Genomic DNA, 13,920 nt, shown 5'->3' with positions numbered 1-13,920 from the left:
TTTTAATCTACCATAAATTTTCCGTATTTAACAAATAGGTAGATCAAACCCTTTCTCATTCTGCTTCCGTGGAGAAGTATTTTTTATTTTCGGGAACTTTTGCTGAAAGGCCGTGTCTAACCAGTGAGCATTTCCCCGAATGCTCATTCCCGCATTGCCCTCTTTTGCGGGAATGCGCTCTCTGAGCGCAATACTTCCCCGGTATTTTTACCGGGGTTTTTTTGATTATAAAACCTGTCTATACTCCTCGTAGTCATATGAATTCTTCAGGCTAAGGATAAATCATGCCGCGTATCGCCCCGTTCTGGCTGTTCGTACTTCTGTCATTGCCGTTGACGTCACAGGCTATACCTGACCAGACGCAATTGTCCGTCTGGGCCAATGAAGCCATTGTGGCCACCTACTCCTATGATTATAAAAATTACCTGAATCAGCAACGCGCCATTGCCAAATATTTCAGCGCGCAGGGATGGACGCAATACAGTGCCGCACTCAATGCTTCAGGCCTGCCGGAGGCCTTGCAGAAAAACGCCTATTTTGTCAGTGCAGTGTCGTTGTCGCCACCCGCCGTAAAAGCCATCAGCGATCAGCAATGGCAGGCAGTGATGCCGCTTTTGGTGGTGTATAAAAATCCCCAGTATCAACAGAAGCAAACCCTGGAAGTCAGCATCACCTTCAGTCAGGCCCCCTCAGGGCAGGGGATCAGGGGATTAGCCATCAATACCCTGCAGGCTAAAATTAAAAAGCCGGCCTGCCGGTGTGACATGGAAGAGGACGCTAACTCAGCCAGCGATAGCCCACAATCGTTAAATGGAGTGCAATGAAAAACAGCAGCAGCAGAAGGATAAAATTCAATTTCTTCGGCATCTGGATATCAAGAACAGCCTGCTCAGGAGCCTCTGGGTTATAATAGACCTCGACTGCCTCGTTACGCTCGAAAGCCATTGCTGCCCGATAGGCGACTTTGCGGGCATGCGCACTGGAAAACGTGGTGTGTGCACTTTTTAGCAGCAGGGACTCCCCAATGTACTCCCGTTCGTTAACCCAGTAGGCATAGGTGATTTTTGGCCACAGCTGATGCCCTTCTTTTGTCCAATTGAACTGCGTAATATGACCGGTGGTTTGCGGCCATTGACGGCTCTTCTTCAGGTGTCGCCTTTCCTGCCAGAAATAAAAGAGCATAGCCAGCAGGAAAAGCAACCAGCTCAGATCAAGAACCGCATGTCCAAACACACCCATTGTTTTCCTTAATTTATGGCACCTGCGACCCCTCGGGAGAAGGTGCAGGCACGACAGCCGCTTTTTTGGCCCGTGCTTTAATGAGGAGGAAACCACCGACCACCAGCAATGCAATCAAACCCACTGACAACCAGGGCCGGGTCGCAAACCAGGCAATGGCCGTGACAAGAATCCACACGGAAAGCCCCAGCAGGAAAGCGACAAAACCCGTGCCAAAACCAACCAGTGTGCCCAGGAATGGCAACACATCCGCTAAAACCACCAGCGGATTTAAAATCAGCGAAAAACCCCCAATCAACATGAGCAGTGTAACACCGCGAAGAATCCAGGCCAGCATGGTGTTTTCAGATTGCGCCTGCTTAAACATCTGCTCTGGCGATTGCTGGCCAGTTTCCAGCAACAACACGGTTTCACCGGCAGGAGCCTGATAACCCTGCAAGGTGTTGCCCGTTTGTTGAGCAACAATACTGACTGTCTGCGGGTAAACCGCATTGAGATTAATGCGCAAATCGCCGGGCTGGGGATTTTGTGGATCCTGTCCCAGGTAAAGCTGGTCGCCGCTGACATGGACCGGCTTGTTGTACTGGTTTTTCAGGGCATCACCATTCACCTGCTTTAGATCAATGGGTTTGCTGACGTCAATTTGCGTAATCAGCGAAGAGGGCAACGAAAAATCCCCTACCTTGACCTCTTTGGCATACTGCTGCTGCGATGAAATGGGCATGGATGACGGGTTTTGATGCCCCTGCGGCTCTTTAAAACCACTGCTGTCAATGACACTGTCTGACCAGGTTTTATTGTAGCTATAGGTTTTGATTGTTCGTTCCGAACCGCCCATCTGTGACTCGGTGCGGGTTTCTGTTTTTTCCTGCCATTGGTACATCTCCACCTGGCGGTTGAGGCCTATCGCCGTCACGGTAATATCAAGCACCCCGTCGGTCAGTTTGTCGTTGGTCGTCGCCTCGCCGCTTAAATAGACGACTTTCATGTTATTTTTTTCATCGATGGGAGCATTGGGCACGGAAACCAGTACATGTTGCGCCTGCTCAAGCGACTGGGCGGTGTGCAGGCTGTGTCTTTCATTCCAGAAAGACAATGCAATGGCCGCCGCAATCAGCACGAAACCAATTAAAATACCAACCAGTGCATCTTTAACACGGCTCCCCCATGAGCGCGTGGTGATTTCTTCAGTCATGCCAGCTTCTCCCGTCAACGAATGATTAGTGCTTTTTGCTCATGTACACGATCGCTTGCGTCAGTGCCTCATCGGAACAGTTCGTGGTTACGGATTCATTGCATAGTCCATTGTGATGCATCAATCCTTTACCGATTTTGACATTGTAAAGCAGGTAATCCATCGGCGTTTTAAATTGTGACGGGTTTTCTTTCGCTTTGACGGCCGCGCGTTCAAAAACAGTGCTCCAGGCTTTCTCATCAAAGGCAGCGGGGGCTTTGACACCGCCTGCAAGATTCGGTGCATGGCAGTTTTGACAGGCAGCCTCATACGTTTTTTGTCCTAAATCATCCTCAGCAAAAGCCAATGGGCTCATCGCCATGAGCAAGGCCAGACTCCATTCTCTGTACATATCCCTCTCCTTTTTTTTCTTTTATAATCAGTGTAGAGGGCTTACAGAAAATATTCCATGGCGTCCAGAAACTGAATGAAAAAGGCGGCTTACAAAACAGTACAAGGCGGCCGCGGCAAGGCCAGTCAATCCATTATTTAAAGAGTCTGGGAGCAGGTAACCAATCGCGGATTACCCCTAGAAACTGCATGATGTACAACACCAGCAGGGCCAAAAGAAACATGTTGAATAATAAATTAATCAAGGGAGCAATGACAACATAGCCATTCACCAGCCATAATAGTAAGGCACAAATTAAAACCATGATGAATTGATTTGGATTAAACATGTCTGCTGTCAATCGCGCACTCCATGCTTAATTTTAGGCCAATTAATCGCATTCTGTCATCCTGCGTTACCTGACATAAATAGATACTACGGAGAGAACTATGACTAATCAGATATCCGCTGCACCGGAAGGATACAACACCATTACCCCTTACCTCGTTGTCGACGATGCCAACCAGGCCATTGATTTTTACAAGCAGGTTTTTGGCGCGGTGGAAGTCATGCGCATGGATAATCCCGACGGCAAGGTCGGCCATGCCGAGCTTAAAATCGGCGACTCTAAAATCATGCTGGCTGATGAATGCCCGGAGATGGAAATTCATGCGCCGGACAATTACGGCGGTTCCCCTGTCGGGATTCATGTCTATGTCCATAACGTCGATGCTACCCTGGGTGAGGCCATCAAGGCCGGCGCCACGCTCTGCCGTGAAGCAGCCGATCAATTCTACGGTGATCGTAGCGGTGCGTTTAAAGATCCATTCGGCCACACCTGGTATGTTGCCACTCATGTCGAAGACCTTTCTGAGGACGAAGTCAGACGTCGAGCCGCTGAATTATTCGGCAAACAATAGCCTATTGGCTTGGCTATACTAGATTTAAGGGCTGTTGGTCATGCTGCAAAAGGGAAAAGGGTCTTTTCCCTGTCCATGTTCATTGGCTGTACCTCTTGTTACCAAAATTGAACTGAGTATAATCATTCGCACCCCGTGCGAGAAAAGGAAGGAGTCACTATGATCGCAAAGACACCGCTGCACGCCGCGCACCTGTCTTTAGGCGCCAGAATGGTTGATTTTCATGGTTGGGAGATGCCGCTGCATTATGACTCGCAACTTGACGAGCATCACGCAGTACGCAATGACGCCGGCATGTTTGATGTGTCTCACATGACCATTGTGGACGTACTTGGCGCCGGTGGACGGCAATTTTTACGCAGACTGCTCACCAATGACGTGGACCAATTGCAGCATACTGGCCGTGCGCTTTACAGTTGCATGTGCAATGAGCATGGTGGAATCATTGACGATCTTATTGTCTATCAACGCACATCCGATAATTACCGTCTTATCTTAAATTCAGCCACGCGCAATCATGATTTAAAATGGATTCGGGAAAAAAGCAGCGGCTTTTCCGTCGGTCTGCTCGAGCGTCCTGAACTGGCCATGCTCGCCGTACAGGGTCCCAACGCCATTGCCAGGGCCTTGAGTGTGTTAACGCCGGCGCAAATCGATGCCATCTCCACCTTAACCGGCTTTGAATGCGTGGATGTCGATGATTATTTTTTTGCTCGTACCGGCTATACCGGCGAAGACGGCCTGGAAATTGTCCTTCCAGCCCGACAAATCGGCCAACTCTGGGACGCATTACTTAAGGCCGGCGTCAAACCCTGCGGCCTTGCGTCACGCGATACCCTAAGACTCGAAGCCGGGATGCTGCTCTACGGTCAGGACATGGATGAAACCACAACCCCGCTCGAATCCGGACTTGCCTGGACCATCAAATGGCAACCTGAGGACCGCGATTTTATTGGCCTCGGCGCCTTGCTATCCCAAAAGCAACAAGGGCTTAAGCGCAAAATGGTCGGCCTTATCCTTAACGACAAAGGCATCATGCGCCCAGGTCAACGGGTGGTCGTTGATGGCCACGCCGACGGCGTCATCACCAGCGGCACCTATTCCCCCACACTGGCACAGTCCATTGCCTTAGCCCGTGTTCCTGTCGAAACAGGCGAGGAAGTCATGGTGGATATCCGCGGTAAACTGATTCCCGCCCAGGTCACCAAACCCCGCTTTATCAAGCAGGGAAAACCAGTCTGAGGTCATGGGCAAGGCTTGTATTAAAAAAAGGAAGAAGAATGAACGATTTAAAATTTACCCAGACCCATGAGTGGTTGAAACAAAATAACGAAGAAATGATTGTAGGCATTACCGATCATGCCCAACAGCTGCTGGGCGACATGGTGTTTGTGGAATTACCCGAAGTAGGGGATGAAGTTAGTGCGGGCGATGAGCTCGGCGTGGTTGAGTCAGTGAAAGCCGCTTCGGATTTCTACGCCCCCCTAAGCGGGACAGTCATCGCCGTGAATGAGGAAGTGAACAGCAATCCTGCCCTTGTGAATTCCGATCCTTACGGGGCAGGCTGGCTGGTCAAAATGAAAGCCAGTAATCCGGCCGAACTGGAGAACCTGCTCAATGCCGAACAATATCAGCAAGAGATAGCCGAGGATCATTAACATGCCTTACACACCGCATACGCAAGAGGACATTCAGGCGATGCTTAGCACCATAGGCGACGCCGGTATTGAAAACCTGTTTGATGAAATCCCTGCTGAACTTCGCTATCAGGAATTAAAAAATATCCCCCCGGGGCTAAACGAGATGGCCATGCTGAGGCAGGCTCAGCACCTGGCCTCTAAAAACAGCAATGCCTGCTGCTTTATCGGCGCAGGCTGTTATGAGCACCACATCCCTGCCGCCGTCTGGGACATTACCTCACGGGGCGAATTCTTAACCGCCTACACGCCTTACCAGGCTGAAGCCAGTCAGGGAACACTGCAATTATTGTACGAATACCAAACCATGATTGCCGAATTAACGGGCATGGATGTCGCCAACGCGTCGATGTATGACGGGGCAACGGCGCTGGCAGAAGCCGTGCTTATGGCCGTACGCATTAACAAGCGCAGTAAAGCAAACCGTATTCTTGTAGCCGGCACAGTCCATCCTTTTTACCGTGAAACCCTGGAAACGGTGGTTCGCAATCAGCACATTGAAGTGATTACTCTGCCTTTTGACGACCAGCAGGGGATTACACCGCTTGATGCTGTGGAAAAGTACAGCAAGGAGGACATCACTGCCCTGGTGATAAGTCAACCCAATTTCTTTGGTTGCCTTGAAGAAGTGGATGAATTATGCGACTGGGCGGCTGAGCATCAGGTCATCAGCATTGCCTGCGTCAACCCGGTGTCTCTGGGCTTATTAAAATCACCGGGCGAATGGGGAAGCAACGGAGTTGACATCGTCTGCGGCGAAGGCCAACCCTTGGGATCGCCCATGGCCTCTGGCGGACCTTATTTTGGATTTTTCAGCACCCGCATGGATTACGTACGGCAAATGCCCGGGCGCCTTATCGGCAGAACAGTTGATAAGGATGGAAAAACCGGCTTCACCCTGACCTTGCAGGCCCGTGAGCAACACATCCGTCGCGGCAAGGCCATGTCTAATATCTGCACCAATCAGGGATTGCTGGTTACTGCAGCGACCATTCACATGAGTCTGCTTGGTCCAGAGGGACTTCACCAGGTTGCATTAAGTTGTCATCAGAATACGCGGGAATTGGCCGCCTCCCTGTGCCGTATTCCAGGAGTGGAACAGGTTTTCTCCGCCCCGTTTTTCCATGAAGTGCTGTTGAAATTCAGTCAGCCGGTCGACGACGTGCTCCCTGCGCTTTACGCACAGGGAATTGCCGGCGGCTATCCCGTCGCAAGTCATTATCCCGCGTTGAAGGACACCTTGTTAATCTGCGCCACCGAAATGCGTACTCCCGAGGAAATCAAACAGTATGACGAGGCGTTAACCCAAATCCTGAGTAAGCGAGGCAGCTGATGTTTATTGTGCAATTGACGTATAAAACTCCGATTAGCGAAGTCGACAAATACCTGCAGGCGCATCGGGAGTTCCTTGACTACCACTACAAACAGGGCCTGCTGCTGGCTTCAGGCCCAATGGTGCCCCGCACCGGCGGCATCATCATCGCCGCCACAAAAAACCGCGAACACCTGGAAGACGTGTTAAAACAGGACCCTTATTATCTGGCTGAAATTGCTGACTATAAGATCATTGAATTCACGCCCGTTAAGCACCGTGACGAATTAAAGGCGATCATTCAGAATTCGGAGGGAAAATTATGTTGATTTTTGAACGTTCGCAAACGCATCGGCAAGCCACCGCACAGGCCCCTGGTCCGCAACAACCGGCTCAGGATATCCCGGTCCGTTTTTTACGTAAACACTTGCCTCGCTTTCCCTCCTGCTCCGAATTGCAGGTGGTCAGGCACTACACGCGTTTGTCGCAGAAAAATTTTTCCATTGATACCCATTTCTATCCGCTTGGATCCTGTACCATGAAATACAATCCACGCGGGGTTCACAAGGCCGCAACGCTCCCGGGATTTAATAATCGTCATCCCTTGGCGCCCGCAGAAAAAAGCCAGGGGTTTTTACAGGCGCTCCATGAGCTGCAATCCTATATTGCCGAAATCACCGGCATGCCTGGGGTATCCTTAACCCCAATGGCCGGATCGCAGGGTGAATTTGCCGGCGTCGCAATGATTAAAGCCTACCATCAATCACGCGGCGATACAGCAAGGGATGAAATACTCATTCCTGAAGCCGCCCATGGCACAAACCCTGCTTCTGCGGCAATGTGCGGTTTTAAAGTGGTGGAAATAGAAACAGCCAAAGACGGCGACATCGATCTGGAGGTATTAAAAAGCAAGGTCGGTCCGCGCACCGCCGGAATTATGTTAACCAACCCGTCAACGCTCGGCCTGTTCATGCGCCAGATTAAAGACATTGCGGCAATAATCCACCAGGCCGGGGGATTATTGTACTACGATGGCGCCAATCTTAACGCCATCCTTGGCAAGGTACGCCCAGGTGACATGGGCTTTGATGTTATGCACTTAAATCTGCATAAAACCTTCGCAACGCCGCATGGCGGCGGCGGACCCGGTGCGGGTCCTGTCGCGGTAGGCAAGCGCCTATTGCCTTATTTGCCCCTGCCGATTGTTATGAAAGAGCAGGATCAATACCGCTGGGCGACGCGTACTGATTACCCGCAAAGCATCGGGCGCCTCTCCACCTTCATGGGCAATGCCGGAATTCTGCTGCGGGCTTATTTCTATACCCGAATATTGGGTAAGGAAGGCCTGTCGGAAGTGGCTGAACTGGCAACCCTCAATGCCAACTACTTACTGGCATCATTAACCAAAGCCGGATTTCAGGCGGCCTACCCCGGGCGGCGCGCGAGCCATGAATTCATCCTAACCTTAAATCAGGAAAAGAAAAATTTTGGTATTACCGCCATGGATCTGGCCAAACGCCTGCTTGATTACGGTTTTCACGCACCAACGACCTATTTTCCGCTTCTGGTGCCTGAATGCCTGTTAATTGAACCCTCGGAAACCGAATGCCGTGCTGAACTCGACAGTTTTATAGCGGCAATGCAGGCTATTCGCGATGAGGCACAGAAAAACCCGGAACTTGTACGAAACGCACCACATACCATGCCGGTTAAACGGCTTGATGATGTTCGGGCAGCCAGGGAACTGGATCTGAATTTTTACAGCCGGGAAAATTAATTCCCGGCGGCATGGAATCTTTTTGTTGAAAACCAATAAAAAGTCTTTATTTGTCGATTATACTTAGCTTAGACGCGGTAGAAAAAAAATTGATGGAGCCAGTTCTGGGAACTTTATTTGCGCGACAAGAGATTTTTAATAGTTCCGGCACGGTATGCGCTTATGAATTGCTGTATCGTGATGGCGACAGCCTACACGCCAATCTCAGCACGGCCAATTCCCTGGAAGGCGATAAAGCGACCTCCTTCGTCATTTCGCATTTATTCGCTCACCTCGACCTGGAATTAATTATTGGCAGTTACCCTGCCTACATTAATTTCACACGTAAACACCTCATTGAACAAATTCCAAAATTATTGCCCAGCAATAAAATCGTTATTGAAATCCTCGAAGACACCTATGTGGATGAGGAATTGATCGGGGTGGTTCTCGCGCTGGCCAAACGCGGGTATAAATTTGCACTCGATGATTTTGTCTATAAAGACGAGTTACTGCCTTTAATCGCCATTGCAGATGTCATCAAAATCGATGTGTTGAATTTATCGGAAGCGGAGGTCATTAACCAACTGGCGCTTTTAAAAAATTTAAAATTCAAAGGCAAGCTGCTCGCTGAAAAAATTGAAACCCGACAGCATTTTACCCGCTGTCAGGAATTGGGTTTTCATCTCTTCCAGGGTTATTTTTTCAATCGCCCCGATTTAATCCGCGGTGAAAAAATTTCGGAAAACAAAACCCATCTTTTGCGCCTGCTTACCGAACTCCATAATCCCGACATTCATATGGAGCGTGTGGAAGAGATCATTCTGCAGATTCCCAAATTAAGCTACCGCATTTTAAGACTGGCCAATTCCGCAGCCCTGTACGCAGGAAAAAAAATTGACAGCCTGCTGGATGCCATTCAACAACTGGGGCTTATTCAAATCCGCGACTGGATTAGTCTGTTACTTGTTTCAAGTCTCGATGATGTCGCCCACAGCGTACTCGAACAAACCTTAATTCGTGCCAAAATGTGTCAATCGCTCGCCCGGCAAACCGGAATTGCCGCACCTCATCAGGCCTATACAGTGGGCATGTTGTCAACTTTAGACGCGATTTTAAATGAACCCATGCCCACCCTGCTTGCCAAAATTTCGTTAAGTGAAGAGTTAAATAAAGCCCTGCTGCATCGCAAAGGCGGTATAGGGCAGATTCTGTCAGCCGTGGAATTTTATGAACGCGGCGAGTTTGAAAAACTGAGGGATTTCAATTTTCCACAGGACAGTTTCATTTCCGCCTACCTCGATGGCATTGAATACTCCAACCACGTAATGCAATTGCTGGATTAAAGCTGTCAAGCGACACAACACCTTGGATAATAGTGAAAAAATTGCCGCCTTCAGGCAAAAACACTTTGCCTCTTAAAAAAAATAAGTTATAACAGATTAACCCTGTATCAAGGATTGACAGGTGAGTGGGCAGCGTCTTATGGACGTTGCAGAACGATTTCATGGAGTGAAGAATGAATAATAAAGTATTCTCACAACGTTTCAATCGTGAATTGGCGTTGTTGGATTTTCCAGAAGATATAACAGAAAAAACCAAGGCTGTAGCCAAAGTGTTCGGGGTGACCCGCCATTTGGCCAATGCCATGCTCTTTGGTCACTTGCTTCCTTCTGCGGAGCAATTGGAAAAAATTGCTGAAATTCTTGAAGTTTGTCCGCAATGGCTAAGCGGCGCTACCGATCGCAAAAAAGCGTATTCCGGCAGAGAAACAGCGGAGACCGAGTAGTTTATAAGCTTTTGCGGTATACTTGCAGGCAAGCCCGTGATTCGCACGATCACGGGTTCTGTTGCCATTTTGAGACCTTATTATGGAATGCCTAAGTTATTGTATCGGTAATACCATTGATCTGACGCGTCTGGATCATCATTTTAAGACAGCCCTGGTGGGTTATTCATCCGTTCGTTCCCGCGACGTGTTAAAGCTTAGTCCCATGGACTCCAACACCTACACCCTGTTTGTTTTTAAAAACGGGACCGTGGTTTCCTGGGGAATTAAACGCCATCGTATACGTAATTACCTCGATACCATTAAATTGTTTGTCGACAAGCCAGTGCCCTTCCGGGTGCGGGATGAGTTCAGCTATCAAATCGGCGACCGAACCGCCATTGAACCCCACGATTTTTTTGATGTGGATTGCCTTCTCATTGAAGGCGACAACGAGGAACTGAAGCTCAGTCTTTCCTATGGTTTTTCGCAATCAGTCAAATTGCAGTATTTTGAAACGGTCATTGAAGCCTTGATTGAAAAATACACGCCCATGATCCAAAGCATTTCCAACAAAGGCCAGATGCGGATCACTCGCAATCAGATAAGGCAGGTGATTGGCGAAATTTTAGGAACCATTACTGAAATGAATTTAATCAGTAATTTCCTTTACCATCCCAAGTATTTCTGGCAGCACCCAACCCTTGAAGAATACTACACCATGCTGGAGCGCTACCTTCACATTCAACGGCGGGTTAATGCCTTAAACCATCGCCTGGATACCTTAAACGAAATTTTTGATATGTTTAACAGTTACCTGGAAAATCGCCATTCCCACGGTCTGGAAGTGATCATTATTGTGTTAATTACCATTGAAATTATTTTCAGCGTATTAAATCTTCACATCTGACATTTGCCAAATCCTCTATTCCTTGTGTACGATTGCGTTTTACTCCAAGTAACCTTAAACCATGGAAAAAGTCAAAAAGGACGTTGCTTCGGTTTCGATCACCACCGAGGTCATTGCCGGTATAACTACCTTTCTGACCATGGTGTACATTGCTTTTGTCAATCCAGCCATTCTGCATGAGGCGGGCATGGATCAGGGCGCGGTATTCACTGCCACCTGCTTAGTCACCGCCTTCGCCTGTGCCCTCACCGGCTGGTGGGCCAACACCCCCATTGGCGTAGCCCCCGGCATGGCATTGAACATTTATTTCACCTACAGCGTGGTCCTCAGCATGGGCATTGACTGGCCGCATGCGCTGGCCATGGTGTTTATTTCCGGCCTGTTGTTTTTTATTGTCAGTCTGACGCCGCTTAGGCGCTTGCTGCTTGAAGCCATACCGCAAAACCTGCAGATAGCCATCCTCATCGGCATCAGCCTGCTTATCGCACTCATTGCCTTAAAGAGCAGCCAGATCATCGTCAGTGATGAACACACCATGATGCGACTCGGTGACATCACCCGCCTGGAAACCCTGCTTTTCTTTCTTGGCTTTCTGCTGATTCTCATTCTCGATTATTATAAGGTCCCGGCAGCCATCATCATCAGCATTCTGGGCATCAGCCTCCTAAGCCTGCTGCTCGGATTAACACGTTGGCAGGGTATTGTGGCCTTGCCACCTTCCATGCAGGCGACGTTCCTGGCGCTTGATTTTTCAGGCCTTTCATCCATCGCTGCCATCAAAGCGACCTTTACCTTTTTTCTCATTGCCGTGTTTGATGCAACCGGCACTCTGGTTGGTTTGCTGAATCAATCGCTGTTTAAACAGGAAAAGGATTACCCGCAACGCTTAAGCCGCAGCTTAACCGCCGATGCAGCGGCTTCAACATTGGCTGGCGTGCTGGGTTGTGCAAGCACCTCCCCTTACATTGAATCGGCCGCCGGTATTGAAAGCGGCGGGCGGACCGGCCTGACCGCCATGGTCATTGCTGTCGGTTTTCTTTTGATGCTGTTTTTCTTTCCGTTAGCCCAGATGATCCCAAGCTACGCAGTCGGGCCTGCCCTGCTGTATGTCGCCTGCTGCATGATGAAACATGTCAATGAACTCACGCTTTCTGATCTCACCGAAACCGCCCCCTGCATGCTGACCATCATGATGATTCCGTTCACAGCCTCCATTGCCGATGGCATAGGCAGCGGTATTATTTTTTATACGGTGCTGAAATTAATCACCCGACAGAAAATCAATGCCTGGGTCATTCTCCTGACGCTGATTTTTATACTGTTTTTTATGATCAGTTAAGCTTTCAACTGACGGTAGCGGGCAAGCGCCAGAACTCGCGCTGCGTTATGATCCACCAGCGGCGCAGGGTAAGCCTTTGGCCGTTTCAAGGGCGGCGCATTCCAGGGTTGATGAATCCAGCGGTTATCAAGGCCGCTTAACTCCGGCAACCAGCGTCGCACGTACTCGCCTTCCGCATCGAATTTCTCCCCCTGCAGCACCGGGTTGAAAATACGAAAATAAGGCGCCGCATCTGCACCGCTGCCAGCCACCCATTGCCAACTCGCCGAATTATTGGCCAAATCGGCGTCCAGCAGCGTACTCCAGAACCAGGATGCCCCCAAACGCCAGTCAATGAGTAAATGCTTGGTGAGAAACGACGCAGCAATCATGCGCACCCGATTATGCATATACCCCGTCTGCCATAACTCCCTCATGCCGGCATCAACAAGCGGATAGCCGGTTTTACCCAATTGCCAGGCCTTTAACCGACGTTGATCATTCTCCCAAACGAAGGCATCGAACTCGCTCCTGAAATTGCGCTCCGGCAACGCGGGATAATGGTAGAGCAGATGATAGGAAAATTCCCGCCAACCTAATTCAGACAGGAAATGGTCAGCCGATTGGCCATCGCAGGCAGGATCCCTGCGTGCCTGCTCGATGGCCCGGCCAATTTGCCAGGGACTTATTTCACCGAAATGGAGATGCGGTGAAAGCCTTGAAGTTGACTGAGTGAGCGCAGGCTGATTGCGTCGTTCTTTGTATCCCCGCAAACCCTGATCAATAAACAGTTCCAGTTTTTGCAAAGCGCCTTCCTCGCCCGGCTGCCAGAAATCGCCAAACGCCGATGCCCAATTGGGTGTTGAAGGCAGCAATTGCCAGTCTTTAAGCGACTCCGTACTTACCCCGGCCACTGGCTTTGGCCAGCGGTTAATGCTAACCGGCGCAGGCAGGGTGATTTGTTTTAAGCTTTGTTTCCAATACGGGGTGAAGACTTTAAAATACCCTTCACTTTGCGTTTTTACAGTCCACGGCTCGTTAAACAGACTGCCATTCGTGCTTTCAACATGAACCCCCATGGCCTGCAGGGCCTTCTTAATGGCGCTGTCGCGTGCGATGGCCGCTGGTTCGTAGCAGCGATTCCAGTAAACATAATCGATCTGGAAATCATGGATCAATTGTTGAAGCAAGGGCAGTGGATTACCACGGCGCAGATACAGGGTTAATCCCTGGCCTTGCAATTGCTTTTGCAGCGAGGCAAGGCTATGGTGCAGCCACCAGTGCTGCGCGGCACCCAACTCAGCGCCCTCTTCATCCAGGAGATACAGCGGCAGGAGATTGTCATGCTGGCAAGCCTTGAGCAGGGCAGGATTATCACTGCAGCGTAAATCCCTTCGAAACCAGATTAAAGCCTTCGACATGTTTTTCTTGTTGA

16 protein-coding genes are annotated in these 13,920 nt (G+C 49.7%); 11 read left to right on the top strand and 5 right to left on the bottom strand.

Features of this window, described 5'->3' with window-relative positions; all coding sequences use genetic code 11:
- Positions 1–284: 284 nt before the first annotated feature.
- Positions 285–824: a DotI/IcmL family type IV secretion protein gene (locus GH742_RS00770; protein ID WP_203455725.1), complete on the top strand. Its 540-nt coding sequence runs from the start codon at positions 285–287 to the stop codon at positions 822–824.
- Here the strand turns inward: GH742_RS00770 and GH742_RS00765 are convergent.
- From GH742_RS00765 to GH742_RS00750, 4 genes are all read right to left on the bottom strand, one after another.
- Positions 778–1,239, bottom strand: a complete 462-nt coding sequence (locus tag GH742_RS00765) for a DUF3592 domain-containing protein (protein WP_203455724.1) — start codon at positions 1,237–1,239, stop codon at positions 778–780. The genes GH742_RS00770 and GH742_RS00765 overlap by 47 nt on opposite strands.
- A gap of 13 nt (positions 1,240–1,252) precedes the next feature.
- Positions 1,253–2,434: a TMEM43 family protein gene (locus GH742_RS00760; RefSeq protein WP_203455723.1), complete on the bottom strand. Its 1,182-nt coding sequence runs from the start codon at positions 2,432–2,434 to the stop codon at positions 1,253–1,255.
- A 25-nt stretch (positions 2,435–2,459) separates the two neighbouring features.
- A complete protein-coding gene (locus tag GH742_RS00755; RefSeq protein WP_203455722.1) occupies positions 2,460–2,825 on the bottom strand; it encodes a c-type cytochrome in 366 nt (121 codons plus the stop codon).
- Between the two features lie 133 nt (positions 2,826–2,958).
- Positions 2,959–3,153, bottom strand: coding sequence for a hypothetical protein (locus GH742_RS00750; protein ID WP_058532760.1), 195 nt, complete (start codon positions 3,151–3,153; stop codon positions 2,959–2,961).
- Positions 3,154–3,253: 100 nt separating this feature from the next.
- Here GH742_RS00750 and GH742_RS00745 point away from each other — a divergent pair, with 100 nt between their 5' ends.
- The 10 genes from GH742_RS00745 (at position 3,254) to GH742_RS00700 (ending at position 12,506) form a co-directional block, all read left to right on the top strand.
- Positions 3,254–3,724 carry a VOC family protein gene (locus tag GH742_RS00745; RefSeq protein WP_203455721.1) on the top strand — a complete coding sequence of 157 codons (471 nt, stop codon included), beginning with the start codon at positions 3,254–3,256 and terminating at the stop codon, positions 3,722–3,724.
- 159 nt (positions 3,725–3,883) lie between these two features.
- Complete coding sequence (gene gcvT / locus GH742_RS00740) at positions 3,884–4,966, top strand: glycine cleavage system aminomethyltransferase GcvT (protein WP_203455720.1); 1,083 nt, start codon at positions 3,884–3,886, stop codon at positions 4,964–4,966.
- 38 nt (positions 4,967–5,004) lie between these two features.
- Complete coding sequence (gcvH, locus tag GH742_RS00735) at positions 5,005–5,382, top strand: glycine cleavage system protein GcvH (RefSeq protein WP_203455719.1); 378 nt, start codon at positions 5,005–5,007, stop codon at positions 5,380–5,382.
- Between the two features lies 1 nt (position 5,383).
- Positions 5,384–6,754: an aminomethyl-transferring glycine dehydrogenase subunit GcvPA gene (gcvPA, locus tag GH742_RS00730; protein WP_203455718.1), complete on the top strand. Its 1,371-nt coding sequence runs from the start codon at positions 5,384–5,386 to the stop codon at positions 6,752–6,754.
- Positions 6,754–7,062, top strand: a complete 309-nt coding sequence (locus tag GH742_RS00725; RefSeq protein ID WP_203455717.1) for a YciI family protein — start codon at positions 6,754–6,756, stop codon at positions 7,060–7,062. The genes gcvPA and GH742_RS00725 overlap by 1 nt, the downstream gene beginning before the upstream one ends.
- A complete protein-coding gene (gcvPB, locus tag GH742_RS00720; RefSeq protein WP_203455716.1) occupies positions 7,056–8,510 on the top strand; it encodes an aminomethyl-transferring glycine dehydrogenase subunit GcvPB in 1,455 nt (484 codons plus the stop codon). The genes GH742_RS00725 and gcvPB overlap by 7 nt, the downstream gene beginning before the upstream one ends.
- 92 nt (positions 8,511–8,602) lie before the next feature.
- Positions 8,603–9,835: an EAL and HDOD domain-containing protein gene (locus GH742_RS00715; protein WP_203455715.1), complete on the top strand. Its 1,233-nt coding sequence runs from the start codon at positions 8,603–8,605 to the stop codon at positions 9,833–9,835.
- 173 nt (positions 9,836–10,008) lie between these two features.
- Positions 10,009–10,278, top strand: a complete 270-nt coding sequence (locus tag GH742_RS00710) for a hypothetical protein (RefSeq protein ID WP_203455714.1) — start codon at positions 10,009–10,011, stop codon at positions 10,276–10,278.
- 82 nt (positions 10,279–10,360) lie between these two features.
- A complete protein-coding gene (locus GH742_RS00705; RefSeq protein WP_203455713.1) occupies positions 10,361–11,167 on the top strand; it encodes an RMD1 family protein in 807 nt (268 codons plus the stop codon).
- Positions 11,168–11,228: 61 nt separating this feature from the next.
- Entirely contained in the window at positions 11,229–12,506 is a 1,278-nt protein-coding gene (locus GH742_RS00700; RefSeq protein ID WP_203455712.1) for an NCS2 family permease, read from the top strand.
- Here the strand turns inward: GH742_RS00700 and GH742_RS00695 are convergent.
- On the bottom strand, positions 12,503–13,906 hold the full coding sequence (locus GH742_RS00695) for a deoxyribodipyrimidine photo-lyase (protein WP_203455711.1): 1,404 nt from the start codon (positions 13,904–13,906) through the stop codon (positions 12,503–12,505). The two genes, GH742_RS00700 and GH742_RS00695, sit on opposite strands and share 4 nt — an antisense overlap.
- Positions 13,907–13,920 lie beyond the last annotated feature (14 nt).

This window comes from Legionella sp. MW5194, from assembly GCF_016864235.1.
Taxonomy (GTDB): domain Bacteria; phylum Pseudomonadota; class Gammaproteobacteria; order Legionellales; family Legionellaceae; genus Legionella_C.
Note: the sequence above shows the minus strand (reverse complement) of the source record. Positions and strands in the feature narration are given on the sequence as shown.

Coding starts and splice junctions, on each gene's coding strand:
- GH742_RS00770 (WP_203455725.1), top strand. CDS start 285: ATGCCGCGTATCGCCCCGTTCTGGCTGTTCGTACTTCTGTCATTGCCG.
- GH742_RS00765 (WP_203455724.1), bottom strand. CDS start 1,239: ATGGGTGTGTTTGGACATGCGGTTCTTGATCTGAGCTGGTTGCTTTTC.
- GH742_RS00760 (WP_203455723.1), bottom strand. CDS start 2,434: ATGACTGAAGAAATCACCACGCGCTCATGGGGGAGCCGTGTTAAAGAT.
- GH742_RS00755 (WP_203455722.1), bottom strand. CDS start 2,825: ATGTACAGAGAATGGAGTCTGGCCTTGCTCATGGCGATGAGCCCATTG.
- GH742_RS00750 (WP_058532760.1), bottom strand. CDS start 3,153: ATGTTTAATCCAAATCAATTCATCATGGTTTTAATTTGTGCCTTACTA.
- GH742_RS00745 (WP_203455721.1), top strand. CDS start 3,254: ATGACTAATCAGATATCCGCTGCACCGGAAGGATACAACACCATTACC.
- gcvT (WP_203455720.1), top strand. CDS start 3,884: ATGATCGCAAAGACACCGCTGCACGCCGCGCACCTGTCTTTAGGCGCC.
- gcvH (WP_203455719.1), top strand. CDS start 5,005: ATGAACGATTTAAAATTTACCCAGACCCATGAGTGGTTGAAACAAAAT.
- gcvPA (WP_203455718.1), top strand. CDS start 5,384: ATGCCTTACACACCGCATACGCAAGAGGACATTCAGGCGATGCTTAGC.
- GH742_RS00725 (WP_203455717.1), top strand. CDS start 6,754: ATGTTTATTGTGCAATTGACGTATAAAACTCCGATTAGCGAAGTCGAC.
- gcvPB (WP_203455716.1), top strand. CDS start 7,056: ATGTTGATTTTTGAACGTTCGCAAACGCATCGGCAAGCCACCGCACAG.
- GH742_RS00715 (WP_203455715.1), top strand. CDS start 8,603: ATGGAGCCAGTTCTGGGAACTTTATTTGCGCGACAAGAGATTTTTAAT.
- GH742_RS00710 (WP_203455714.1), top strand. CDS start 10,009: ATGAATAATAAAGTATTCTCACAACGTTTCAATCGTGAATTGGCGTTG.
- GH742_RS00705 (WP_203455713.1), top strand. CDS start 10,361: ATGGAATGCCTAAGTTATTGTATCGGTAATACCATTGATCTGACGCGT.
- GH742_RS00700 (WP_203455712.1), top strand. CDS start 11,229: ATGGAAAAAGTCAAAAAGGACGTTGCTTCGGTTTCGATCACCACCGAG.
- GH742_RS00695 (WP_203455711.1), bottom strand. CDS start 13,906: ATGTCGAAGGCTTTAATCTGGTTTCGAAGGGATTTACGCTGCAGTGAT.